27 protein-coding genes are annotated in these 25,167 nt (G+C 46.2%); 12 read left to right on the forward strand and 15 right to left on the reverse strand.

The window, feature by feature from the left end; translation table 11 throughout:
* Positions 1–261: 261 nt before the first annotated feature.
* Positions 262–1,728 carry a GntR family transcriptional regulator gene (locus tag LQ227_RS18130; protein WP_230150335.1) on the forward strand — a complete coding sequence of 489 codons (1,467 nt, stop codon included), beginning with the start codon at positions 262–264 and terminating at the stop codon, positions 1,726–1,728.
* A 57-nt stretch (positions 1,729–1,785) separates the two neighbouring features.
* On the opposite strand, the gene LQ227_RS18135 is transcribed toward LQ227_RS18130, so the two are convergent.
* The 14 genes from LQ227_RS18135 to LQ227_RS18200 form a co-directional block, all read right to left on the reverse strand.
* Positions 1,786–2,094, reverse strand: coding sequence for a hypothetical protein (locus tag LQ227_RS18135; protein ID WP_230150337.1), 309 nt, complete (start codon positions 2,092–2,094; stop codon positions 1,786–1,788).
* A gap of 175 nt (positions 2,095–2,269) precedes the next feature.
* Complete coding sequence (locus LQ227_RS18140; protein ID WP_230150339.1) at positions 2,270–2,446, reverse strand: histone H1; 177 nt, start codon at positions 2,444–2,446, stop codon at positions 2,270–2,272.
* Between the two features lie 72 nt (positions 2,447–2,518).
* On the reverse strand, positions 2,519–3,499 hold the full coding sequence (locus LQ227_RS18145) for a hypothetical protein (protein WP_230150341.1): 981 nt from the start codon (positions 3,497–3,499) through the stop codon (positions 2,519–2,521).
* A 28-nt stretch (positions 3,500–3,527) separates the two neighbouring features.
* Positions 3,528–4,559: a conjugative transposon protein TraM gene (gene traM, locus LQ227_RS18150; RefSeq protein WP_230150343.1), complete on the reverse strand. Its 1,032-nt coding sequence runs from the start codon at positions 4,557–4,559 to the stop codon at positions 3,528–3,530.
* Between the two features lie 516 nt (positions 4,560–5,075).
* Complete coding sequence (gene traK, locus LQ227_RS18155; protein ID WP_371824746.1) at positions 5,076–5,684, reverse strand: conjugative transposon protein TraK; 609 nt, start codon at positions 5,682–5,684, stop codon at positions 5,076–5,078.
* A gap of 23 nt (positions 5,685–5,707) precedes the next feature.
* Positions 5,708–6,934 carry a conjugative transposon protein TraJ gene (gene traJ, locus LQ227_RS18160; protein ID WP_371824749.1) on the reverse strand — a complete coding sequence of 409 codons (1,227 nt, stop codon included), beginning with the start codon at positions 6,932–6,934 and terminating at the stop codon, positions 5,708–5,710.
* 356 nt (positions 6,935–7,290) lie between these two features.
* Complete coding sequence (locus tag LQ227_RS18165) at positions 7,291–7,995, reverse strand: TerB family tellurite resistance protein (RefSeq protein WP_230150347.1); 705 nt, start codon at positions 7,993–7,995, stop codon at positions 7,291–7,293.
* Complete coding sequence (locus tag LQ227_RS18170) at positions 7,985–8,674, reverse strand: hypothetical protein (RefSeq protein WP_230150349.1); 690 nt, start codon at positions 8,672–8,674, stop codon at positions 7,985–7,987. The genes LQ227_RS18165 and LQ227_RS18170 overlap by 11 nt, the downstream gene beginning before the upstream one ends.
* Positions 8,675–8,768: 94 nt before the next feature.
* Positions 8,769–9,467 (reverse strand): conjugal transfer protein TraI, encoded by a 699-nt coding sequence (locus LQ227_RS18175; RefSeq protein ID WP_230150351.1) that lies wholly within the window; start codon positions 9,465–9,467, stop codon positions 8,769–8,771.
* A gap of 23 nt (positions 9,468–9,490) precedes the next feature.
* Positions 9,491–9,862, reverse strand: a complete 372-nt coding sequence (locus LQ227_RS18180) for a hypothetical protein (protein WP_230150353.1) — start codon at positions 9,860–9,862, stop codon at positions 9,491–9,493.
* Positions 9,863–9,984: 122 nt separating this feature from the next.
* Positions 9,985–12,462 carry a TraG family conjugative transposon ATPase gene (locus LQ227_RS18185; protein WP_230150356.1) on the reverse strand — a complete coding sequence of 826 codons (2,478 nt, stop codon included), beginning with the start codon at positions 12,460–12,462 and terminating at the stop codon, positions 9,985–9,987.
* A 3-nt stretch (positions 12,463–12,465) separates the two neighbouring features.
* On the reverse strand, positions 12,466–12,870 hold the full coding sequence (locus LQ227_RS18190; protein ID WP_230150358.1) for a DUF4133 domain-containing protein: 405 nt from the start codon (positions 12,868–12,870) through the stop codon (positions 12,466–12,468).
* A gap of 3 nt (positions 12,871–12,873) precedes the next feature.
* Positions 12,874–13,146, reverse strand: coding sequence for a DUF4134 domain-containing protein (locus tag LQ227_RS18195; RefSeq protein WP_230150577.1), 273 nt, complete (start codon positions 13,144–13,146; stop codon positions 12,874–12,876).
* Between the two features lie 325 nt (positions 13,147–13,471).
* Positions 13,472–14,167 (reverse strand): hypothetical protein, encoded by a 696-nt coding sequence (locus tag LQ227_RS18200; protein WP_230150360.1) that lies wholly within the window; start codon positions 14,165–14,167, stop codon positions 13,472–13,474.
* Between the two features lie 832 nt (positions 14,168–14,999).
* On the opposite strand from LQ227_RS18200, the gene LQ227_RS18205 reads away from it, so the two are divergent.
* Genes LQ227_RS18205 through LQ227_RS18215 form a run of 3 tightly spaced genes read left to right on the forward strand, consistent with a single transcriptional unit; the run spans position 15,000 to position 16,265 of the window.
* Positions 15,000–15,716, forward strand: a complete 717-nt coding sequence (locus LQ227_RS18205; protein WP_230150362.1) for a hypothetical protein — start codon at positions 15,000–15,002, stop codon at positions 15,714–15,716.
* A gap of 19 nt (positions 15,717–15,735) precedes the next feature.
* Positions 15,736–16,008 carry a DUF3892 domain-containing protein gene (locus tag LQ227_RS18210; RefSeq protein ID WP_230150364.1) on the forward strand — a complete coding sequence of 91 codons (273 nt, stop codon included), beginning with the start codon at positions 15,736–15,738 and terminating at the stop codon, positions 16,006–16,008.
* A gap of 11 nt (positions 16,009–16,019) precedes the next feature.
* Entirely contained in the window at positions 16,020–16,265 is a 246-nt protein-coding gene (locus tag LQ227_RS18215; protein WP_230150366.1) for a DUF2188 domain-containing protein, read from the forward strand.
* A gap of 157 nt (positions 16,266–16,422) precedes the next feature.
* Here the strand turns inward: LQ227_RS18215 and LQ227_RS18220 are convergent, their stop codons facing one another.
* Positions 16,423–17,271, reverse strand: a complete 849-nt coding sequence (locus LQ227_RS18220; protein WP_230150369.1) for an RteC domain-containing protein — start codon at positions 17,269–17,271, stop codon at positions 16,423–16,425.
* 184 nt (positions 17,272–17,455) lie between these two features.
* Between LQ227_RS18220 and LQ227_RS18225 the strand changes: the two genes are divergently transcribed.
* The 8 genes from LQ227_RS18225 (at position 17,456) to LQ227_RS18260 (ending at position 25,103) form a co-directional block, all read left to right on the forward strand.
* Positions 17,456–18,091, forward strand: a complete 636-nt coding sequence (locus LQ227_RS18225) for a Crp/Fnr family transcriptional regulator (RefSeq protein WP_230150370.1) — start codon at positions 17,456–17,458, stop codon at positions 18,089–18,091.
* Positions 18,092–18,149: 58 nt separating this feature from the next.
* A complete protein-coding gene (locus LQ227_RS18230; protein WP_230150373.1) occupies positions 18,150–19,625 on the forward strand; it encodes a hypothetical protein in 1,476 nt (491 codons plus the stop codon).
* Between the two features lie 16 nt (positions 19,626–19,641).
* The gene (locus LQ227_RS18235) at positions 19,642–20,172 is read left to right on the forward strand and encodes a hypothetical protein (RefSeq protein ID WP_230150375.1); all 531 of its coding nucleotides are present in this window, start codon (positions 19,642–19,644) and stop codon (positions 20,170–20,172) included.
* A 157-nt stretch (positions 20,173–20,329) separates the two neighbouring features.
* A complete protein-coding gene (locus tag LQ227_RS18240; RefSeq protein WP_230150376.1) occupies positions 20,330–21,028 on the forward strand; it encodes a hypothetical protein in 699 nt (232 codons plus the stop codon).
* Positions 21,025–21,879: an alpha/beta hydrolase gene (locus tag LQ227_RS18245; RefSeq protein ID WP_230150378.1), complete on the forward strand. Its 855-nt coding sequence runs from the start codon at positions 21,025–21,027 to the stop codon at positions 21,877–21,879. The genes LQ227_RS18240 and LQ227_RS18245 overlap by 4 nt, the downstream gene beginning before the upstream one ends.
* A gap of 139 nt (positions 21,880–22,018) precedes the next feature.
* The gene (locus LQ227_RS18250; protein WP_230150380.1) at positions 22,019–22,375 is read left to right on the forward strand and encodes a hypothetical protein; all 357 of its coding nucleotides are present in this window, start codon (positions 22,019–22,021) and stop codon (positions 22,373–22,375) included.
* Between the two features lie 5 nt (positions 22,376–22,380).
* Complete coding sequence (locus LQ227_RS18255; RefSeq protein ID WP_230150382.1) at positions 22,381–23,550, forward strand: hypothetical protein; 1,170 nt, start codon at positions 22,381–22,383, stop codon at positions 23,548–23,550.
* Between the two features lie 2 nt (positions 23,551–23,552).
* Positions 23,553–25,103, forward strand: coding sequence for a hypothetical protein (locus tag LQ227_RS18260; protein ID WP_230150384.1), 1,551 nt, complete (start codon positions 23,553–23,555; stop codon positions 25,101–25,103).
* Positions 25,104–25,167: the final 64 nt, after the last annotated feature.

The raw sequence follows: 25,167 nt of genomic DNA on the forward strand, positions 1-25,167 counted from the left end.
TCGGATGCAATTGCTTAGGCCAGTTTTTGATATGCCGGCTATGGCACTCTTAAGGGTTTGATTATCAATGGAAAATTTTTCATTTCATGCTAATTTTCTAAAAATCGCCACATATTGCCAAATATGTATCGCCTTTAAAGCCATTCCCTGCTAGGGCAGTTATTGCATTCTCAACTAGGGCAGTTGGTGGTTTTTCTCATTGAAAAGAAATAGCATACATTCGCACCTTTAAATTTTTGATTTGTAATCAACTACCGTGTTATGCGTCAATACGATTTGTCGGTATGGGTAATGCCAGTTACCGCAAAAAAACCAAACTCTTTACAGATAGAGGAATTTATAATCGAGCGGATTCAGAACAGAACCGTCCAGCCACATGAAGGTATCCCATCGCACCGCACACTGGCCCGGCTGAACAAAGTAAACCGAAATACTGCCCTGCGCGCTTATACCAAACTGATCGCAACCGGGTGGCTCACCCATAACAAAGGCAGCAAAGCCTGTGTCGCCGATCCTTTACCCGGTGACTCGCGTAAAAGCAGGCCATCATCGATGCCGGAGATGTTACCGCTTGCACCCGGATTAAATGGGCATAATGATGAGCGCGCGGAAAAGGATAGTGGGCGGGGTTTCATTTCCGTTGGCCTTCCCTTTATCGATAAGGTTTACTGGCCGGAAAGGATAGTCTCCAAATATGTCCGTGAATTTTCCCGGTCCAATACCGGTTTAGCTACTCCTCAAAAACAGCACGGTATCCATTCCCAATCGATACAGGCGGCAATCCTGCAGCAGCTCAACCTAAGAAGTTTTAACATCAGAATAGACCACTTACTGGTGATACGCGGAAGAAGTGAATGCATGAGGGCTATTTTTAAGGCACTTTGCGCATCCTCCGATACCGTAATCAACACCTCTCCATCTGATCCGCTGATCAATTCCGTCCTGCAGGAATGTGGGATTAACATGATTGCGCTCAACGCAGTCCAGAACGATTTTATATCGCAATTAGAGGAAATCATTATAAGGAAGAGAATAATGGCAGTCTATATCAGGCCCAACTGCAGTTATCCCGAATGCAGGAACCTGGATGAGGCCAGTTGCTCCAGATTGGTCGAGTTGGCCAAAAAACACCAATTTTACATCATAGAAGAAGATGATGATCATGAATTCTGGTGGGGGAAATATCCCTTTATGCCATTGGCACATTATGCGCACGGGGGATTTGTTATCCACAGCGCGGCGTTAAGCCGGGTAAGCCCGTACATGCAGAATCTTAGGACCGTTGTCGCACCGGCACAGCTCATCGAAATACTTAAATCAATACCAAATGCCCATTATGGCTACCGGGATTTCTCTGAGGAAAAGGCAATCTCCCGTTTTTTGGTGAACAGTGAGCTGCTCTGGTTCTCCAGACAGGCCAAGGCCGCAAAGCAGAAAGACCTTAAAAACCTGCACGAATTACTCCAGCTCCAGTTGGGTGAATATATTAGCTACGATCTTCCTGAATCCGGTACAGCACTCTGGATCCGGTTTCCAGCCAAAACCGATCTGGTAACCCTTATTGAGCTATTAAAAAGTGATGGACAAGTGATCCGTTCGGTAATTAGCAGGGTGAAATCCGAACAGCCTATTTACCACATGAGGCTAGATTTCGGCAGGTTTGATCTCCGTGACTGCAAGAAGGTGGCCATAAAGTTGCGCAGCATATTGAAAAAGCGAATCAGATAATAGCGGCACCAAAAAGTGTAGATGGTATGCGCCTGATCTTCAGGCTAAACTTAACGGTTATCCAGGCAGAATCTCAACCGAAACTGACCTCCAAAGGATATAACCCAGTCTGCCGCAAGTTTCGGCCACAAAATATTCGATATCCGCTGGCACATCGTTCACAATCCGATAACGGATTTTGTATTTACTGTTATAACTGATATAAATTACAAGGTCTTCGCAGGAAAAACCACGGCCATATAGTGCTTTGAGGTGATTGTTCCTTAGTTCCATTGCCGCCCTTTCAAGTCGGTCATTCATCACCTTCGCCAGGTTCTTGGCAGGCACAAAATCGGTTTCGAGGATCGCTAATACGGTTACCGTCATATTACAAATATATCAGCCTCCGTGATTACTGCAAGCCTCCGCTCCCAATACACTGGAAATGAGCGTAAATAATTTTAGGCTCTTGTAGCACCTGTGGTTGTATAACCTTCTTGCGCGGAAAACAAAAAATGCCCTGACCACTAGCCAGAGCATCTATTCCCAAAACAGCTAATGTTTATTTTGCGTTCTTTTTCTCTGTTACCTCAGCACGGATTTCCTGCGCAAGGTTCTTAAGATCCTGCATGCCTTTTCTTACACGCGTTCCCGCAGCAGCATTTCCATTCTCATAAAACTTTACCGCATCAGCCTCAACTGCTGCCACAAGCTCTTTAACTTTTCCGAATTTTTCCATTTTTGATATTGGTTAAATGTTTAACAATAGGTTTACCTGCTTAAAAGCAGGACACTAAAGTAATAAATTTTGTCAAATCCCCATCTGCCTGTTTACAGACTGCTTCTGGTGTTTGGTCTTTTCCTTTCCGACCTGCTGCACCAGCTGTTTCTGGTACTCCTCACGCTTTACTGCCTTACCCTCTTTATTGTAAAGGTTCAGCTGAAGAAAACGGGGCGTTGCCTCAAGATAAACCGGCACCAGCTTACCTTCTTTTTCAATTGATACCAACGCCCGGTCGCCGTTCTGCAATGCCGCTATAATCCCATCCGAAATGGTACGGTTTTCCATGCCGTTGATCTGATAGCTGCCTAGCAGGCTCCTGAGATCAAAGCCATAAGAAGGGTCGTTGTAAGTGTTCATCGCATAATTATGGTGCCGATCCCTTTCCGCATCCATATCCAGCTTCACCCAGGCTTTATAAGGCGTACCCGCCTGGCTCATTAGGTCATCGCGGTAAACACTCCGTCCTTCCATCAGGTTTGCCGCCTGCTGGGCTGTAAAGCCCCTGCCGCGGTCCACCCACATCGTCTGTGTTACCGGAGGGTTCCGGTAAGTGGCAATAAACTCCGTGGGGATCTGCGAGAGCTTACCATCTACCCTCTCCACGATCAATTGTGCATCTTCCAGCGACCTGCCAAAGCCAAGCTTGGCGGTCTGGTCGAATTTCTTGAATTCCTCCAAAGCCTCGGCTACCCTGGGCGTCTGAAGTCTAAGTTCCAGTTTTCCATCGGCAGATGGCGAGAGTACAAAATACTGCTGTCCTTCCTCCAAACTCCAGCCCTTGCCCTGCGTCACTTCAAACTTATTAAAATAATAATATTCAGACTTATTGGACTGCCTGAAATACAGGTCCAGATCAACTGGTCCGTTCAAACCCTGCACCTGCTCACGCAGGGTAAAGGCAGTAATCCCCAGTGCGATGCTCTCATGCATCCTATCTCCTGTTTCCTGACTGAAACCAAGGCTCACGAGTTCTTCCTTTAGCCCCCTGATGTTGTTCTCGTTCATCATCTTTTGTTTTGGTTAGAAATTTTACCGTTTATTTTTTACCATTATCCCTGAGCAGTACCTGGATCCCTCCCGGCACACGCACTTTAACCGAGCTGACCTTTTTCGAAAAAAGTCCCTTGGCAGCATCAATTCCGGCCCCTGCCAGTTGCGTCCCGACCGATTGGTCAAAGCTGGTCAGCTGCAAACCTCGCACCGCATCGTCAGCTCCTCCCGAAGCCGCATTTCCGATCACCGCCTCGGTAGTTTCAATCCCCCTTATCCCATCCATCCCATAAATACTCAGGTCAACGGGCAGGATCAGCTTCCCTATCCTTACTGTTTTGATATCAACCAGAAGGCGCTGGTTGGTAAACTTGCAGATGCCATACAGTTCATGGCCACCCGGCACCATTACGCCACTGAGCAGCGTGCTATCCAGAATCCTCAGCCGCAATACCGCGCCCTCGCGGACTTTCTGCTTTTCTTCGATAAGTGCCGGGATTGCAGCAAACACGCTTTCTTTTTCCGCACCAGGAATTACCTTGTTTCCTGCTGCCTTTCCAGGGTTCTGGATTTCAATTATCTTCTCCAGCATCGAATTCAGCTGGGTCACTTCCGGGTCCTCCGACTTATTTTCCTGCATGCTTTTCATCAGCAGCTCCAGCCTGTCGACATCCCCGCCCATTCCCGGCACCTGTAAAACCCTTGAGCGGTCCGGGCTTCTAAGATCATCCTGAGGGGAGGCCAGTGTCTTCTGCAACAGCGATAATTTAGTTTCAAGTTCCTTTGCCTGCTGATCGCCGTTACTTCGTCCGGTGACCTCCGCAACATAATTTTCAGACCTTGCTTTTTTTGCAGAATCTGCCTGCATCACTGCGTAAAAATCCATCTTCCCTGATGGCTCTTTCTCCTTTAGTTTAGCGTCGGGCAATGAGGTATTGATCCCTCTTGCCTCCGCTATTATTCCCCCGTTTTCCTTGCCTCCGCCAAGCGCATAAAAGCCCAGTGCAACAAAGGGCAAAACCATCAATGGGAGCACCAGTAATATCTTTCCGGCATCCCTTTTTTTTCCTGTTTCCATATCCTTTTTTTTATTTGATTTTTCCCACTATCAGTGCCAGGCAAACGAGCGTTCCCAGGCAGCAGAATATCACCAGCGCTGCCAGTAATATTCTTGCAGAAATGTTTTTTGTCCGCGCGTTTAGCCAATCGGCCGTTTGCTTTTCCATTAATAGTAACCGGCCGCGAAGCATGCAGATTGTTTTATTTTTGACATGGCCATAACCGGGCCGTGATTGAAATAATCTCATATTAATTTTTACTTTATATGATTTTATATAAATTATTTACATACCGATTTTTATATTTTATTATATCTGGCTATCCACTCTTATAAACCAGGAATAACCCGGTCATAAAAACACAACATAAAATTTGTTAAATAATTGATTTTTAACGATTTGATAGTCAAAAAACCATAAACTTCAAGCAGTAACAACGATAACTACCTGTAATTAAGGCTTTTAATTTAATTCACCCGCAAATACCAATATTTCACAAAACCACCAGATGACAAGATCGTACATAAAAAACCGCCCTATTTCGTGACCAAATCCCGGTTTTCCAGCGTCTGCCACTTCTGTATCAGAAAGCCGTGAGGGTTTTCATCACTCCTATCCTCGAGCGTTCTGACCTCACCTGCAGTCACCAGTTTCCGAAAAGAAATGCCACTGCTGCGTACCAGTTTTTCAGTGGCAAAACAGGTGAATTTGTAGGGGTAATTTTCCAGCGTTAAGCGGATGCTGTCCACTACTATTTCCTGCGAAATATTGGCTGCAATCATCCTGTTATAAAAGCCTGATTCCCGCAGGTTATCATACTCTTTTTTCGCTGACTCATCGGCTAAATAAAGCGCCTTATCCATATCCCTTTTGATCGCCCCGTCATCAGGACTGACCGAAAAAAAATACCCGTGAAAGGTGCGTATATGGTCCCGCAGTTCTACCGGCAGGTTTGCACGACGATCTGCGGCCAATGCCTCCAATACTTTCCCATTATGAAGCACATAAACTCGCTCCTGGGACAGCCCCACCATATGGTAACTCTGATAGATACAGAATACCATACACAGAAAATTAACCACCATAAAACCTACGCTTAGCGCCTTAACATGTTTAAAGGCAGTATCGATATTTTTTAACTGCATGAACATAAGTTTCTCCCCCGATCTTAACTTTTACCTGAAATCCTTTTCTGCTGCGCAGATCCCCCATCACCATCTTTAAAGTAATCACCCGATGCATCCGAAGCATATCCCCCGGCCTGCCTTCTGGCCATATCCCCATAAGCATCCATCGCCATCCCGCCAGCACCGCTGACGATCTTGGTTCCGGTAGAAACCGTCCCACTCACCACAGAATTAACCTTGCTCAACATTGCATTGCCTCCACCGGCATTGACAATATAATTGGATACGCTTGGAACAGAAAAATAGCCTACTATACCAATAATCAGAAAGACCATGTATGCGGTATCGGTTGAAGAAAAAAAGGTATCGCCCTGCGCTTCGATCTGTGAGAGGTCAAGCTTTAACATGTTCTGCTGGATCTTTCCAAGGATACTCCCAAAAATATTGGCCACCGGCAGCCATAAAAAGATATTGATATACCTGGCCAGCCAGATGGTAAGCGTCTGCTGAAAGCCGTCAAAGACCGCAAAACCAAATACCAGTGGCCCGAGGATTGCCAGCACGATCAGAAAAAACGTCCTGATGGTATTAATGCACAACGCTGCCGCTGCATAAAGCACCTCCAATACCTCGCTCAGCCAGGTCTTCACAGAGTTCCTGAAATTATAGTTCTGTTTTTCCATCCAGAACTGCAGGTCATTCCCAAGCCCATCCAGAAAAGTTTCCTCGTCACGATCGGGGTCTTTGGGATGGGTATACTTATACCATTTATCGCTATCGCCCATCCCACTTTCCCCGACATACATCTGCCAGTATTTGCTTCGTTTAATGGCCTCCTCTTTGGCTTTCAATAGCCGCTCTATCGCCTGGTTGCTGTCCGACACCATCTGTCCCGTTGCCGAAACTGTTGGCTGCAATACCCCGTTCATGATCCCGATCACCGTAGGAAACATCATAATGCACATTCCCAGTCCAAAAGGACGCAGCAGCGGATAAAAATCCACGGGCTCAGCTGATGCGATATTCCGCCACACCCGGTGCGCGATATACCACATCGCACCAAACCCGGCCAGTCCCCGGGCAACACCGATCAGCCTGGAGCACATCGGCAGCATCTCTGAATAAACTCTGTCCAGTACCGGCTGCATGCCCTTGATCGTTCCCGCTACGCCCTGCGCCATGGCAGGATTGCCCAACATCACTAATACGAACACGATGGCCAGCAGCCCGTACCCCCCAGGGTTATAGTTCTTTCTTATCACACTCATCATTATTTTCTATTATCTCATTTTAATTTCATTCCCGGTTTTCACCTGGTTCCTGCGTAATGCTGATACAAAACCTCGTTCTTCCCGGCATGAAATCATTATTTATCGTTTCTAAGTGTTCTATTCTTGTTCCCGGTCAAAACCTGGTTCCTGCATAACACTAATACAAAACCCTGTTCCTCCAGGTATGAAATCATTATTACCTTTTCTACGTATTCTATTCTTGTTCCCGGTCAAAACACGTTTCCTGCATAACACCAATACAAAACCCTGTTCTTCCCGGCATAAAATCATTATTTATCATTTTTAAAAGGCTATTCGTGTTCTGGCTCAAAACCAGGCATGAAAGAAAATGCCTATTGCTTATACAGCGATTGCATACCGGAAATTGATGTTCTTTCCCGTTCCCGCTGCATCTTTAACTGCACCACCTCACCATTAAAACTCCTCAGGAAACCCAGTTGGTCTTCCACCTCACCAAACAACCTATCGATCACCTTCAACCTTTCATCATCACTCATCCTTAGCTCGGATGCCGTCAATACCGTGGTCAGCGCATCCAGATTGGACAGACTCTGCTGAAACAGCTCTCCATAAACCCTTGAAAAATAATCCATTTCCCCGTCTTTGAAGACACCGGATAACCTGAAACCCTTAAGTGCTGCCTTGTATTCCGATACAATCCTCCCTTGCGCAGTAATAATTCCGGCCACTTTATGGTATTTCCTGACCTCTGGACTGACCAGCATCAACCCATCCAAAAAGACTTCGTGCAGCGAAAAATTCCCCTGCGAGATATTCCGGACGGCCTGATAACCTTTCGATACCACCTCATAGCCTTTCTTCATATCTTCCAATATGTTCTTGAACTGGGTCAATTTCTCTACATTGATCAGCAACTGCTCTACCTCCACGCTTTGCGCCCTTGCCTTACCCGGCACAAAAAGGGAAACAAACATGACAAGCAAACACATCGCCAGTATGTTAATCTTATGCCGGGCAGGTAACCAGCCTGCCCAGCGATAAGACACCTCAAACCAAACCCATATCTTACTTTTCATATAAACCTCCAATTCCGATCAGATCATTCAACAACCTATCCTTCTGATTATTAAGTAGCAACACCTCACCCCTGAACCATCGCACAAAGCGGTATTTCTCTTCAACCGAAGCATGCAGTTCGTCCAGCCTCCTGAGCCTCTCCTCTTCATCCAGCTCCAGCCTGCCTGAGCTGATAATCATCATCAATACCTCCACATCGGATAGCGATGCCTCCAGTATTTCGCCACCAACCGAAGCGATATATGCCAGCGCCATAGGCTCCAGATCATGCATCCTTCCCAAAACCCTAAATACCGACACCATCTCCAATTGCATGGCAATGACTTCCGCCACCTTTTTGTGCCGGGATATCACCGGGCTTACCTTGGAAAGTGATGAGATAAAAGCGCTATGCAGACCAAACTCACCATTAGTAATATCCCGAACAGCCTGGATCCCATCCCTTCCGATCTGATAACCCTTCTGCAGATAGCCAGCATATAATTTCAGCGCAGCCAACTGCTCAATGAAGTATTTACGCTGCGTTTTCTTCTGGTTAAAAAACTCGCCGAACGTCTGTCCATAAGCCAAGCAATTAAGTAGGCATAACATCAATAGCAGGCAGCCAATTCTCATTACCGTTGTTTTATGACCAGGTCCTAAACTTGGTTCATGGCCAAAGCCTATATTTTCATTCATAATATTTTAGTTTTTCACACCGGGATTTCACCTGGCCCTATCATAAAAATTTGAAAGAAAGCCAATATGTTAAGACATAAGCATCCGCATTGGATTATTGAACCCCATACAGCTCTTTCAGCACCACCACCTCATCAGCCGATGCAGCGCGGTCGATACTGAGCAGCGCATTCCGGGTATTGAACTGCTTTAGATCACGCAGGTTATCCTCCAGCTGTTCACCAGCTTTATAAATAATCTCGAGCCGCTCCCCATCACTCATCTGTGTCTTAAAAGCATTCACCACCAGCAGGATCTGGTCCAGGTTCTTCAGGCTTTCTTCAAGTATCCCCGAGTACACCTGCCCCATCTTTTCCAGCTCCTCCCCACTAAAATGTTTGTCTTTGGAAAACAGCCCCCAGGCCCACTTATATTCGTCGACAATTGCAATCTGCTTCTCGGTCAATGATTTTACCTGTCGGTAATAACTGATCGCCGCTTTCACCTTCCACAACTCCTCATAATACTCCGCATAAAGTTTCCGCTGCCTTTCCGTCCAATCTGCGATCTCGGTCAGCTTTAGCTTCGATAACTGGTTTTCCAATACCTTCTGCGCATTCTGTAGCCAGATCGTTTCATTCTGCAGCCGCTGCACTTTCAGGTCCACAGCCTTGATCACCTTTTTAACTCCTGCCTTGATTACCTCCAGCACCGCAATCTGTGCACTGGCACCTTTTGGCACCGCCACAAACAGCGTCATCGTGCTCACCGGCAGGATCACCATATACTTTTTCATCTTCCTGATCCAATTCATGTTATACCATTCTGCTTAATTTTTTAATTTACCTTTCCGTACACCCGTTTTCCCAATATAAGCCGGGCTGAATCCTGGTCGAGATACAATAACCGTCCCTTTCGCAGCTCCCTCAAAATACCCTGATCTTTGTCCCATACCGCTTTCCATTCCTCCTTTTCATATTCCCTTTTGCCCAGTTTCCCATCAACAACCCTGTTAAATCCCGTCCTCCTATGGATCAGTACCAGATTGCCACCGCCTTCCTCTACCATCAGGGTATCATTCGCGACACTGTATTTTCCTTCGCTGTGGTTGATATAAGTACCTTCTAGTGTACTTTTGCCCTTTAGCGCATTACAGGCCGCTAGAACGATTCCCAGCATTATTCCTGGCCACAAAAATTTCCTTTTCATATCCTCTAAAATTTGCACCACCATTTTTATTGCTTTACCCAGCCTAACCCTGGTTTCTGCATCCGACCGAAAGAGACCCGGTATACTCCTAGTCAAAAATTGTTTGAATTTTATACGCTGCATCATGATGGTTTCCCCTTCAAATCCTCTTCCCGCATCTCTGCGGCCAGCATCTCTATCCCCTTACGGATCGATCCATACATACGGGCATATTCATAAACTTTCAGTTTCTCCGATTCTTCCGTTGTGTAGGTCAGATACTCCTCCAGCGATACTTCTGTCCGGTACACCTGCGAATGGTTTCCAAGCACAAAAGCCACCTCTTTATACTTCCTTCCAGGCTCATTGGCCCTGTTCATCGACAGGATCAATGATTTATCTTTATCCGAGAGTCCCAATAAAGACTGTATCTGCTCAAACCGATTCTGGTATTTGCTCTGATCCAGCAGTATCTTACAGTCTGCGTTATTGATAATGGCCTGTTTAACGATCGGTGAGGAAATAATATCTTCGATCTCCTGCGTGACCACCACCGCTTCACCAAAGAACTTCCTTACCGTTTTAAATAAGTATTTAATGTATTCCGCCATGCCTTCCTTAGCGATCGCCTTCCAGCATTCCTCAATCAGGATCATCTTACGCACACCTTTGAGCTTTCTCATCTTGGAGATAAAAGACTCCATAATGATCAGCGTAACCACTGGAAAGAGAATGGGATGGTCCTTGATCTCATCGAGTTCAAAAACAATAAAGGGTTGGTGCAATAGATCCAGGTTCTCCCTGGCATTGAGCAGGTAATCAAATTCTCCACCCCGATAATACGGCCCCAGCACGTACAGAAAGTTCTGGATATCAAAATCACGGCTGCTTACTCCCTTATCTCTTAAGGCCTCTGAATAGCCAGAACCCAGAAACTCATAAAAGGTATTGAAACATGGAAAAACGTCAGGTGAAACCGACAGATGCTCAAAATACATCGTCAGTGCATTACTTAATCCTACATATTCTGACCTCCGATACTCCTCATCCTCTTTCTTCCACAGCGAAAGCAACAGCGTCTTCAGGCTTTCCTTCTTCTCGGTATCCAGCACTTCTCCTTTGCCCAGAAAGAATGGATTAAAGGCTATGGGATCAGATTCACTATAGGTAAAGTAATATCCGCCCACCTGCCCACATAAGCCGCGGTAACTATGGCCAACATCCACGATCAGCATATGTGTTCCCTGCTCAAAATAACTGCGCACCAAATGGTTGGTAAAAAAACTCTTCCCACTACCACTTCCTCCAATAATGAATTTATTGCGGTTAGTGATCCAGCCCTTTCTCATCGGCTCATCCGATAAGTCAACATGTAAGGGCCTTCCGGACAATCGGTCCCCCATACGGATGCCAAAGCTTGAAAGTGACGAGCGGCAGTTACTCTCCAGGTTAAAAAAACAGGCCGCCTGCTCTGGAAAAGTATCAAAGCTATCGTTCATCGGAAAATCCGCCCCATTGCCCGGCAGCCCTGCAAACCAGATCTGCGCTGCCCCGTCACTTTCCTGTTTCGCCACCGCATCCATGCGCGACATGGCTGAGGCTACCTTGTTCCTTATTTCCCTTCTTCCCGCCACATCCCTCGACCAGGCCAGTACATTAAAATGTGCCTTTACCGGAATCCTCGACATTGCCACAGCCTCCGACAGGTAATCATTCACCGCATCCCTTGCCACTGCATTCTCCCTTGAATAACCTGCCAGTGATCCCAGACGCAGTTTTTTAGCTTCCAGCCTCTTGATCGTTTCCTGCCCGTCACCCACGAATACATACTGGTTACAGATATGCTCACAGTCCAATAACTGTCCCAAGGGAGATGCAAAACCGATAGAAAACTTAGCTTTATCGGTCGAATAAGCATCATAATCGATCCTACTCCCGCAGACAGCTGGCAAGGAGTCCACCTCACCCAAAGTATATAACTCCAAAGGCAGATCCCCTACCACCAGGCCATCCTTTACCCTGATATCCCGCACTACACTCATCCCATCTGAGCTGAGCAAAAAACAATATCTCTCTATCAGGCCAGGTTTTATAGCGGTTCCAGCCAGTTCGTCATCACCCAGCGAGGCTACCCTCACAAAACCACTATCCGTTAAAATCTGGCAAAACTGGCTGCACTTGTCCCTGAAATCTTCTATTGAGCTCCTGTCCAGCGCCTGCACCGGAACCAGGCTTTTGCGCAGGATATTGCTGTAAGCCGAACTCGAAAGCCTTTTACCCGCAGGTCGTTTACTCAGCATCAGAAAACAGCTATGCTCCAGATAAGGCCTTTCCGCAAAATAGCGCTCTGATGACCTGGACAAAAAAGCATCACCGCAAGTCTCAAAATCCGCTTTCACCTTTTCCTGCATGAACCAGTCCTGCTTATGAACCACTGAATACTCCGGCAAAACCCTGATTGCGCGCACCCATACCTCATGGAAAGCTTCATAGTCACTTGCCGACATCGAGAATATCTCTGGCAGTTTCAGCTCGTAGGCATAGGTAATATCGCCTTTGCGCGAAAGGATACAGCCATTCTCTATTTTGTAGATGGGAAATATATTTGCTGATTCTATCATAGCCTAACCCCTTAAATCCTTTCCCAAACCGTTTCCTCTCTGCTGACTTTTTACCCCGCCTCCAGACCAGATTCCCACAGGTCTCCGTGATCCAGCTTTGAGCGAGGTAAATGCCCTCCTTGAGCGAAAAATGATCACTTTTGGAAGACTGCGCTTTGCCAGGTATTTCATCAGTCCATACTGCCCAAACCGTCTGCTTAAGGCAAATACCCCATAAAACAGCAGTGTACCCAAACCCAGTATCACCGGCAACACCACAAAAAGCGACAAGCCCAAAATGTACAGCACCGCAAAGGTGATCAGCAGCAATACCAGCCCAATGGCCAGATAAGCGATATACTGCGCCTTTAATCCCTTAAAAACGATCGGCCTCGACACGCCCTTGTTGATCTGGAATACCCTTGCCATGGCTTATATCCCGAAAAACGATTTCAAAACAGTGGCCACGACCACCAAAAATATACAGCTCCCAAACCACGCCGCGGCCACTTTATTTGTATCAGGCTCCCCTGCATTCCACTTGTTGAATACCTTGACAGCGCCTATGATACCAACCACTGCACCGATGGCATACATCAGGTCACAGCCTGTATCAAAATATCCCTTCACCTTATTCGCAGCCTCCTGTATCCCGGCATTGCCGTCCTGCGCCCTCACACCTATTGCTATCACAAGCAGCAGCATCGAAAAGATGTAGATTACCTTTAAAAAATATGCATGCTTTTCTTTCCTTTTCGCTTTATATCTATATCTCATATCCTAAACCCATCAAATGTTATCCCCTAAATTTTTCTCAAGCTTTACCTGTCCGATATTTCTTATTGCCAGTGTTACCTAGCCTCCATCCCAGAAATAATCCATAAAATATTCCCCTTAAACTTTCCTTATTTTTTGCCTGGCATTGTACCCAGTTCAAGCCTGCACCCCAAAAGCATTTCATCTATTCATTTATGCCCGGTATAACCGCGGTATCAAAAAATGCTGGCAATAGAAAAGAGTAGTTGATTTTTTAATCCCAAAGACTTTCCAGTTCTCCCTGACTGACCGCAAACGGTGCACTATCCCTAATGAATGTATTCACCCTTGCAATACAGGGGCTTGAACCCAATGGACCAAACTGAGCCTTTAGCTCCGCGATCATTCCAAAGAAGTCCTGTTTGTTACCATCGTTTGCTGCCAGTATCTCATAAATCTCCCTAATACCTGCCGTCAGGTCCTCATAAAGGCTAACAGTAGCGACCTCACCATTCGCCACCTGATCGGCCTCGCCATTATCTTTTTGCGCAGGGGCAAATACCGGGTTTCCACTCGCCACTCTTTCCATTCCCTGTTGCGGTTTGGCCTTGCCCATCAGATCATGATCCCTTGCTCCGCTTTTATCAGCTTGATTATTTAGAACCAGGTTTAATCCCGTTTCACAATTAGTATCTGTCTCATTCACCACACTTCCATTACCACTTAGCCCTGTTGTATCATTACTGAAATCTTTTCCTTGCACCGGGCGGGAACCAGATTTATCATCGTGAAAAGCATTATTTTGAGACTTGAACTTTAAAACACTGCCTACTCTATCTCCGTCTGTCCCTAAACCCAGCAAGGCCAGCGTCTCTTTTCGGTAAGCGGTAAACAGCAGTCCCAGATACCACAGCAGGCTTACCGCTCCATAACAGCATAAAAACTGTCCCCATGTAAATTGTTCCAACATAAGTATGAATCATTTTCGGCCCTGCACAATTGCCTGGCGATGAAACAAAATTGGGGAGCCTACAGATCCAAACAAGGTAAAGAAAGTGTACTACCCTGAGATAATAATATATTACGGAAAACAGCGCTGAAGGAAGATTTTCTACGGGTATCTGAAAAGCACCGTTCATTTTCATTTACCAAAAAATACATTTGAGGGATGAGAAAAGCGATTTCAATGGCTATCAAACTCCAGAGCACACAGAAAGCCCCCTGTTATACCGTGGGTAAAACCAGCTTCCTAGTTTTAGAGCAATTCGCCATAGGCATTGAAATTTGCCTGTGGCCTTTGACCATGTTTAATTAAAAATCTTAAAAATTAAAAGAAGCAGAAAAACAGAACAAAACCATTGAGTCCATTTTTTCAAAGAAGTGTAATTGGGAAACTACAGATAGATAAAGTTTTGCACCACGTCAGCCTAGCGTTACTAACACATTAAACATCTGACAATCAGTTGATTAAATACATTTAACCAATCTTACGCAATAAGTGTTAATAATTATTTTGCGAGCACGCCTTGTATTGTCCGTAATTTAGTGTTTGGCACTAATAAAAAAGGTCACCAATGTTCTCAGCACTGATGACCAATAAGTTAGTACCGACAAAGCTGAGGGTACCAACCGGGTTTTTGTTCTGCTACAATTTTCAAGAAATTTAGTCGATCTGGCAAAAAAAGTTATAAACGCAACCGTGTTCATAACCCTCCCTCAGTCTTTACCTAAAATTATTATTCATTTAACTTAAAGATTTCCAGCGCATAACGCATTGCGCATGGAAAGGGAGGACAAACAAAATGTTGAAAACTATCGACATCAAGGTCGTAAAAGACCCCCAGATTACAGCGAAGATGCTCTGTGAGTACAACGAGGCAAGCGCATTAGCCAGGCTTAACATCCTAAAAAGCTGCAAAGTTAAGAACCCAGCTGTCATTGCCATTTCTAAGAGATATGGAGATGCGAGGGATCTGATTATCGGATGCGTGCAACATTCCTTTGAATTCATGGAAGTATTGAAGGTCTACGCAGGCGACTTACGAAAAAAAAGCAGGACAGTGACTGGAAAATCATCTGAGAACCTCATCCTTTGCGCAGAGGCTCTGGAGAAGTTCTATGCAATGGATGATCTGCTGACTAAAAGATTTAACCATATGAGCATGCGGAATGCTGGCTCTATCAAGGGGAAAAAGCTACTTATTAATGGGGTTATTGTTAGCGCGAGACCAGAAATACTATTAAGCAATGATTCGGGATTAAGTACACACGGATTCATAAAACTCTGCTTTAACAAAACCAAGCCGCTAAATGACAGCATTGGCCAAGGCATCGCCTCATTGTCGAGGCGCTATTTTAAAGAAGTCGAAGGCTTAGACCTTTTACCAGAAGACTGTATTGTAATCGACGTATTTGCAAATAAGGTTTTTTGCGCACCAAAGAGAGATAAGAGAATCATAGACGGGCTAAGCGCATGTTGTGCCGAAATTGCCGACAGATGGGAAAAAATAACATTATAAACCAAATAAAATAAAAGTTATGGCAGACAGTAGAATTACACATATCAGAAAAAAAGATCGCAACAGTACTAGCGAACATATTACCCACGCTGGCGTACCCGGTAGTTGGTACTGGACCAGAGAACAGATCATCGAGAGTATCAACAAAAGCACAAATACCTTTTTTGTCGAAGAAAACGGCAACCGATCGAATGTGGGAGTTGTGAATCCGACCGATGGCAGGTCGCCCTACATCCGTACCCATGCAGATGGAAAATGGAACGATAATTTACTAGCCTTACCAGAACATTAAATCAACTAATCATGAAAAATCTAGAAAAGTTTACTCTATCCAAAAACACCAAAGAGAACAAATGGGAGTTAAAAAAAGACCAGAGCAAAGAAATTGTCAAAAAATTTGACACAAAAGAAAAAGCTATAAGCGGAGGAAGTCTTACAAAAGTTTTGGGTACAAATGGTGGGTCTGTAAAGATTAAAAAGCTTGACGGAACAATCCAAGAGGAAAGGACATTCCCAAGGGATAGGGATCCAAAAAAATCAAGGGGATAAAAAGCGCTGGAAGTACTAACAAATCAATGAGAAACACACAACCGTCCACTACTTGAAAGGAGCTTAATGAAACTTAGGCTCCTTTTCTCAAAAATATTTCATCTATTGATCAGATCAAAAATCAATTCCAAACCATAAACATATATACCTATTTCTGCTACCGCCCATCATCCTGATCCATTTTCCGCTCCAGAGCATCTTTAAGTTCATCCAAAAACTTCGTTCTGCTCAACCGTTTCCTACTCCTGATAGAAGCCAGCCTCCTTGCAGGCACGCCGATAGCCACTGACAACTTTTCCTCCAACCAGCGGAATACCTGCGCCACCCCTGCCTGCCCGTTATTGAACTGCCCGCTTAACACCAGCGCATAACCAAGTTCCGCTAAGTTAACCGAGTCTCCCGTCCACCTCAACTCCCCCGCCTCCGACCCTGGCTGATATGCTACAGCAGGATTCCTTGCCAGATAATCCAGCCTTTCAAAAATCCATTCCTTTAACAGCCCGTAGGCACGGAACTGCGAAAACAGGTAGTCAGCAGGCGTTGAAAAACTCCTGTCAAGATCCACTGCCTCCGACCCAAATAGTCCCCCGCCTTCAGAAGACCTCAGGAAATACTGCCTGTCCAGCTCTGTTGCACCTGCGCGGTAATATTCGTAGGCAAAAGGATGCGACAAAAAAAAGCGCTCCACATAAGCTACCTCCGCCAGAAAATACAGCCGCTGCGCCTCCGCATCACGGTAAGGCATATTCCGCTCCAGCGTATAACGCTCGATAAAAAAAACCTGCTGGCCATAAAAGTCCGGCTTGATGTGTTTAAAAAAATGAACCTCCTCTTCTTCCGAGCTAAAGCCCTGCTCCGCACACAACATTCTTAGCTTTTCAATTGCAGTCCTCACGATTTTAAGCGAGGATTTCATTTTTTCGAGCGGATCGCTCACCTGATAGTCGATGGAATGGAGTTCATCCATAAGCTGCGCCAAGGCGCGCATTGAAAATTCTTTGATCATAGGATAAATGGTTAGTGAACAAAAAGCGCAAACATTATAAGGCTTGCATTCAGGCAGAAAATGAAAAATGAACAATAACCTTTTCCATAAAATTTCCGATATTCATTTTTGTATCCCCGTCTGATAAGACAAATCTATTTCCCACAGTTAAGAAAAAAGTTGGTTTGAAGCACAATCGAACCACATGAAAAAACATTACGACGAGGCTACCGAACTGCTCGCCGCACTTTCGTTCATCACCCCAATTTCACAGCCCTTCCAGCAGCGGCTCAATGAGCAGCTGCTGACAGACAAATTCCCCCGGCGCCATATCCTGCTAAGGCCTGGCGAAACAGCCCGTCACATTTACTTTATCAAGGAAGGTTTCCTGCGCGCCTATTTCCTTGACCGTGAGGGCCGCGAATGCACCACGTGGTTTATGGGAAAATATGACCTGATGATATCGGTATACAGTTTTTTCACCCAAAGACCCGCATACGAATATATCGAGGTCCTGCAGGACAGCACGCTTCAGCACATCACTTATCTGCAGCTCCAAAGTTATTATGCCGACTTCCGCGAAGGCAACTTAATTGGCAGGGCAATGATGGAACGCTACTACATGATGAGTGAGGAACGCTCAATATTCCTACGCTGTAAAACCCCATCTGAGCGCTATGAGCAGCTGCTTAAAACCCACCCTGATATCACCCAAAAAACCACACAGATTATCATCGCCTCCTACCTCGGTATCGGCCGAGAAACACTTAACAGGTTAACCGTCCAAAAACTAAAAAGTGATTTCAAGCACAAAAACGGCCTCGGGCAGGAGCATCATTAAACCATAAAAACAAAAACCACATAAAAAACAACCAACACTAACCAAATCAAAAACCATCATGAAAAATTTTAACCTCAAAGGGCAGCACCCGCTCATTCCCAATTTCCTTATCCTCATTTTTCTGTTCCTTTTATGCCAGGCCATACTCCTCGGTTCCTGCAAGAAGACGGAACCCGCCCCATTACCTGGCCAAGAAAAACAGGAGCTGTTATCACTCACGATTGAAGAAGCCACCCAGTTCTTAAAAAACAGTATTGCGACAGCCAAACATCACCCTGCAGATAGCACCAACCATTTCCTTGCGAAGCTAAACCCTGACTACACCAAAATATACCATAGGAAAAATTCAGGCACGGATTCCTGGAACCTTGTCTTAAAAGGTTCCCCAACATACCTTGGCCAGAAACTCGGCTACCGCAAACTGCGCATCTTCCGCGACAGCACCACCAGACGAATCTCAGCCGAAATCATAGAAGTTTTGCCTGATCCCATTGCCCTGCAACTCGGAAAGATCAAAAACCAGCAAAGCTTTACCGGAAAGATATACCGATATGACCTTGGCTATAACTTTAAAGGCGGCTCCATCCTCTCTCAAGGAAAAACCATCGGAGAAATCCGCCCGGGACCTGCCCCGTCACAAAACCTGATACTGGATAACCCCGGAACAATGAAAGGCTCCAGTCCCAGAGACCCGCTCATGTTCATCACCGAATCCTGCGGCTGGACCCAGGACTGGTACATTGACAGTGAAGGCGGCCTTAATATTCATAGCTCGATGAGCTGCTCTTATTCCTTCTACCAGGACATGATGTGGAGCATCTCCGATGACTTCGGCGGCGGAGGTGGTGGTGGTGATTACTATTATGAATATGGTAATGGAGGCTCTGGAAGTACAGGCCCTGTAAACCCTACAGTTCCTGAGCCGTCAAATCTGCCTATGGAGGATGCCAAACCGGTAAATCCCAAAGAAATGACCGACTGTTTTTCGGCCATTACCACCCCTAATGCGGCATTCACTGTGCGTGTGCTGGTCAGTGAAGCATTTGCCGGCACCAGCTTCAATGTCGGCCCTAACAGTTTCGGCCATGTAGCCATCCAGCTATCCAAAACCGGAAACGGCCAGACCATTACCCAGACCATGGGTCTTTACCCCACCGGAACAGGCCTGGCTAAACTGGAATCCCGCGGCCAAATCCTGGACAACGGCGATATGGAATATGGCATGTGTGCGACCTATGCCGTAAACAGCGACACATTCAATAAACTCATCAACTACCTTTCTGGAGAAAGAAAAGATTACCATTTTACCGATTTCAACTGCGCCAGTTATGTCTATCAGGCCGGACAGTCGGCAGGAATCAACATCCCCAATCCCCTCACCTCAGTTGGTCTCTCCGGTCCCGGCGGAACCAGCTTTGCCGATACGCCATCTGGAATGGCAGCCGCCCTACGTGAACAAAAATTCAAGAACCCCAGCATGGATCTAAACCAGGGCGGCGGAAAAGTCGGACCAAGTAAAGGGCCATGTAAATAACTATAAATCGAAAACCATGAAAAAAAAACAAAAGAAATATCGCGCGATACGCACCATCATTATCATTCTCCTGTGCCTAATCGCCATCAGCAATACACCTCCTGTCCAGTTTTTTACCCTTGACAGCTACCATTACCAGAATGCAGATGGCAGTTTTACCTACACCGAATTCCCAGCAAAAGGCCTGAACTTTGAAGTTGGGATAACCAGATGGGAACGCTTCAAAAATCAGCATCCGCACAATCCAAACCAGACCCTGTACCGCACCTTCCAAATCAATCCATTTAAATTTTGGGAGTGGTGGCAGTTTATCGCTCACTACAAACGATATAGGATGCCCCTATATAGTGAACAAAAAGCTGAAAAAGCCGCAATAAACTACTACAAATCTGATTATGAGCAAAATACCCATTATCTAGTATTTGTTTCCACAACTATTAAGAATAGATTTAACCTACCAATCCGGCAGATTCCCGTTATGCCAAAAGGTGAGGTAAGTGGGTTTCTCTCCCCACGTTTCCCAGAACATCTAAATAAACCGCTATGAGTCCAACATTGCATATCCATTTCACGCTCAACTCCAAAATGATAATCATATGATCCAGTCCTACACTTCACAGCAATTCAATGCGGAACTGATCAGCTTTTTCAGCGAACGGTCCATCTCACTACTCTATGCGACCCTAGCCATTGGCTTTTTGACCATGAGTGTCATTGAATACCTTAAACCTTACTACCGCCTAAATTTTCACCGCATCAAAATGAACACCTGGCTGCTACAAGGTTATAGATCGGCCCATCGGCCACCCTCAGAAGGTGATGATGCGGAACGGGACAGCGCATCAAGGGCCAACAGAGCTATGGAGGAACTTGTAAAACTCTCCACAGCGGGTGATGAGCGGGCACTTTTTAGCCTTCAGCTGGAACAGTTATGCGGTCAGCTCGCCCTGGGTGTCCAGAGCGCACTCGAATCTCCCCAACGTTACAGGAGCCTGTTAACCGCGCTTATAGCCTACGATAGGCAAAGCAGTGATGAAGAAATGGACCTTGATCTGTTTATTTCCCGAAATTCCTATCAGGACGGCTATTATCAAGAAGAACACGAAGAGCGCATGAACCGAAAAAAAATGGATTATATAGCTGCACGCAACCGCATCAGCAACCACATCCAGCGGCGTATCGATGCTTACCAGATCACTACAGCAGGCGATTGGAAAACCAGGATACGAACGGCTGCATTTGCCATTGCTACGGCTCTGTCCCTGTCAATAGCCTATTCGCTTACCACCGTTAAAACAGCGCCTGCCTTAATCATAATGGTATTGACTGTAGGCTATCTGGCAGCATTTACCGCCGGAATATTCCGCGACATCACCGCTTTAATCGAGAAATACCGGAAATGAAAAAAATAACCGCCAATTTTGAAATTTCGCTGCGCGCTGATCCCGACACAGGACAAATGGCCCCATCGATCAGGATCAAGGGCTTGCTGCCACAGAACGGCACAGATCTAATCCTTTTGGTCCATGGCTTCAACAATACCCAAAAGGCATCCAGTGACAACTATAAATCCTTCACCGACAAACTTACCCGCCAGGCGGGAATGGAAAATTACCCTGCTGTGATCTGCCCCTTCTATTGGCCATCAAACCGCCGGAACGCATTGGTTTCGGCTGCGAGTTATGTCCAGCAGCTAAAAAAATCGTTAATATGTGCGCGGATGTTAGCCGATTATCTCCTATGGTTCACTATCCAGCGTCCCCAGAGCCGGCTGATCTTTATCGGCCATTCAATGGGCTGTAGACTTATACTGGAGGCGATAACCTTTATGGAATCAAAACGACCCTGGTCAGGCCCTCGTCTTTCGCTCATTGCGCTGATGGCAGCGGCTGTCCCGACCGGAATGCTCAGGCCTGGAGGACGGCTGTCTGCGATAAGGGAAAACGGGAAGAGATTCCTCGGCCTCAGTTCAACCAAAGATCTCATGCTGGCCTCCGTATTCCCGTCTGCCCAGACACTGGCGAGGGAAGGCCTGTTTCCTGCAGCCGTCGGCTACAAAGGAGAACCATGGGATCTTTGGAACGCGGGAGCAACCGATACTTCTCTGGCACATACCGCATACTGGAGCTCAACGGATGCGGGATCAAAAGTGGGGGCAGCGATCGGTCTTGCACACATCCGGACACTAAACGAGAGAAAACTCACCGAGCGTAAGTTAAACACCTATTCGTTTAACAGGCTTGAAAGCGGTTAGAGGATATGCCCTAACTAGCAAGCAAAAGCTATAGAAACAAAAACTGCCCTTAAGTATATTATACTAATGACAGCCGCACATTTTACCCCGGCATCAAAAGCGCTGGCAAACAGTTCAAAACCAATTTAAAAACTATATTATGCCAAACTGGAACCCCAACAATCTCGCCTGTACCACCCTGTGGACAACCCTGTTCAAAATGAAACAGCTTGACAGCAATTTCACCGACAGCGGTGCGCTCAAGATGAGCGAACTGCTTTATTTTAATCCGCTCGGCACAGCGGCAGACAAGTTAAAAAGCGCCAGAATCATGGCTGATCAGCTCGATGTGATCTTTAGGTTCGGGCGCGGTGCGGTCTATGAGGACAGCATCGACCGTGAGAAAGCCATGGAAGTCCTTGTCCCGATCCTTTTGGATGCGGACAAACTGGTGGAAGACCTGGCCAGTGCAGCGGATGATATTTACCATTTCTGGCAAGAACCAGTTAACGTATAAAGCATATGAAAAAAATATTCCTATCCTTAGCGCTCGCGACCATAATGGCCGGTGCTACCGCACAGACTACCCTGGATGATGCCTCGAAGATCATAAAAGCCAATGAAGGCAAGGACGAAGGCTTCAAGACCGCCATTGCCTCAGTCATAAAAGATCCTGACCTATACAACCACATCTGGAAAAGACTGATCGACAGCCTGGCAGGGGATAAAAAACAGCCATGGAATTTCTTAAGGGACCTCAACATCAAATTCAAGACCTTCCAGACCGAGGACAACCCTTCCACCAGACTCGGGCTATCCTATGATTTCAATTTTGATTACGCCAAATATTCCGAAAAAGCGCTACGCAGATCAGAAGTCAGCTTTGGCCTTTCTGCAACCGGAAACGTTGCCTTTAAAAAAGCCTTCAACCCCGCGGACTTTCTGGATACCAAGCTCAAGTTCAGCTATGTGTTCTTCTTTGGTGGGGTGAGCAGTAAGGGTAATCCGGAAATTTTCACCGAACTCAACCGCATCGAAGCGAACCTGGTCAAGTATAAAGACCCCCAGAGCCCAGAGGCAATGAAAGAATGGGACAGCTTCGATAAATTCCTGCAGCTCAGCGATCAGTATTACATCGGCTTCATGCCTAAGGCCGCTCTGGAAAGCAATCAGGACTTCAGCAAAAAACAGTTCTCCCCGGGCCTTTCACTCGATTTGGGCGCAAAGGCATGGTCCAACAAAAGTACCCTCGCCTGGCTGAACGTCTTTGACTACCCGTTTGCCCTGATCAGGCTCATTACCGGGGCTGACAAGACCTACACCGTTTATGGTGCAACACTACCGACCCTCCAAGGAACAATTGACTACGTCGTGCCGCAAGATGATGCCGACCGGAATACACTTGTAGGAAACCTTGACCCCTTCCCCCGCTTTAAACTGGAAACCTCCTTCCGAACGCTGGTAGCCAAGGTCGGCAAAGAAAAAGTATTCCTGAATGCAAACCTGCGCTATTACCGGGAACTCGGCGCGCCCCTCGCTGTCAAAAACGCAGGACTGGCCAGCCAGACCTATTTTGTCAGTGCACTGCAGAGCAGTTCTGGCCTTTTTGTGAGCTATGCCAAGGGCAAGCTTCCCTTTGATGCCAAATCTGACGCCATTTATTCTCTCGGACTCAACTTTAAACTCAACTGATCATGGAAACATCCACACCAAATGATAATCCGGATACAGGCGGCAGCCCAGATCTAGCAAAAGAGGACATCACAGCAGAGCAGGCAAAGGAGACAGAAACAGTGGGCACCTTCCAGCGGCGTTGGCTAAAATTCAGCAAGTTCATCACCAACTATCAGATTATTATCTGCATCAGTTTGGGTATGCTTGGGTTTGTATATGCCTCCTGCTTATTAGTTTCATTTTTTAACAATGATGCCAAGCCCTATGGCGGAGTGATCCTGCCGAACCGTACCGAGCTTGTTGATAGCCTACTATCCAAAAGACTAAACAGCCTGAACGGAATCAACACCCAGGTCACGGCCAAACAGCAACGCCTGGAAAAGGAAATAGCCAAAATGGTAGAAAAAGCCACTCTCACCGTGCTCAAAAAAGATACCCTTTCCAAGATTCCTGCAGAGCAGTCTCTGATCGCCAAGGCCATGGCAGATACACGTAGGGAAAAGCTTCTTCTGGCCTACCGCGATACTGCGGCAAGCCAGAACTATTACCTTAAGTACATTCATTTTGAGAAAAAAGCCTTTACCGATACTCTGCATGGTGATGGATGGCTGCAGGCAGCAAACCACGAAAAAAGGATCGCTGTCAGGATGATCGATGACCACCCCCTGTACAAAAATGGCCCGATAAGCTATACGGCCAGCCTGATCCTTAAGCAGGACAAACGGCATGAGCTCACTGCCTTCGCTGCCGAAAACCCCGCCTTCGGCTTATGGATCGTATTTACTATCGGGCAGATGATGCTCTGGCTACTGCTCCTTCCCATACTTTCAGCCAATATGCTCAACCTGAAAGAACCGCTTGCTGGAGAGGTCTACCAGATATCGGCCACGGACAGGGCTATCAATACCTTTCTGCCGTTGATCTTTATGGGGATCTTCTGTTACTTCTTTTACGTGGGGCTGGCAGATAGTACCATTATCAGGGACGACTATTTTTTTACTTCATACAATAACAGGATGCGCTTTTATGCCATTCCAGGTTACCTGATCTCCTCCTTCTGTTTTACCAGCTTTTTAACCATGTCTCGGCATTTTGACAACCTGAACACGGAGTCGGCGGGAAAAAAGACTGTTATCACCTCCGACGAGTTTGCCAAAAAGTTCCTGGCGATCAAAAAGGCCTTCGACAACTCCTTCACCTGCAGCGCAATCATATTGAGTTTGTTTGTATTCTGGGCAGGGCTGCTCATTTATTCGCTGAACAGCACCCAAGCCTTTCAGTATTACCAGAAAGTAACTGGCACGCCGCTTATCCCAAGTGATTTTGTTTACCTGATGGGACTGCTCCACACGCTGATCCTACTTACCTTCTATATCCCCATCAAACTCAGGTTCAACGCACTACAGATCACCCAGCCAGAGGAAATGAAAATAAGCCAAGTACCCAACCAAAAGCCTTTCGAGGCCATGCTTGCCGGCCTGGGGACAGTACTGATCAATATTTCGCCCATTCTAGCCGCAGTAGTGCAGCAGTTATTCAAGCTGTTTTTTGACAGTCCCAATACTCCTTAAACCATAAAACAATAAAAAACTTAACTGATCATTCCCAATGAACCGATCAGTTAAGTTTACCCAT

Origin of the sequence: Pedobacter sp. Bi27 (assembly GCF_918698255.1) — a bacterium.
In the GTDB taxonomy this organism is placed as follows: Bacteria; Bacteroidota; Bacteroidia; order Sphingobacteriales; family Sphingobacteriaceae; genus Pedobacter.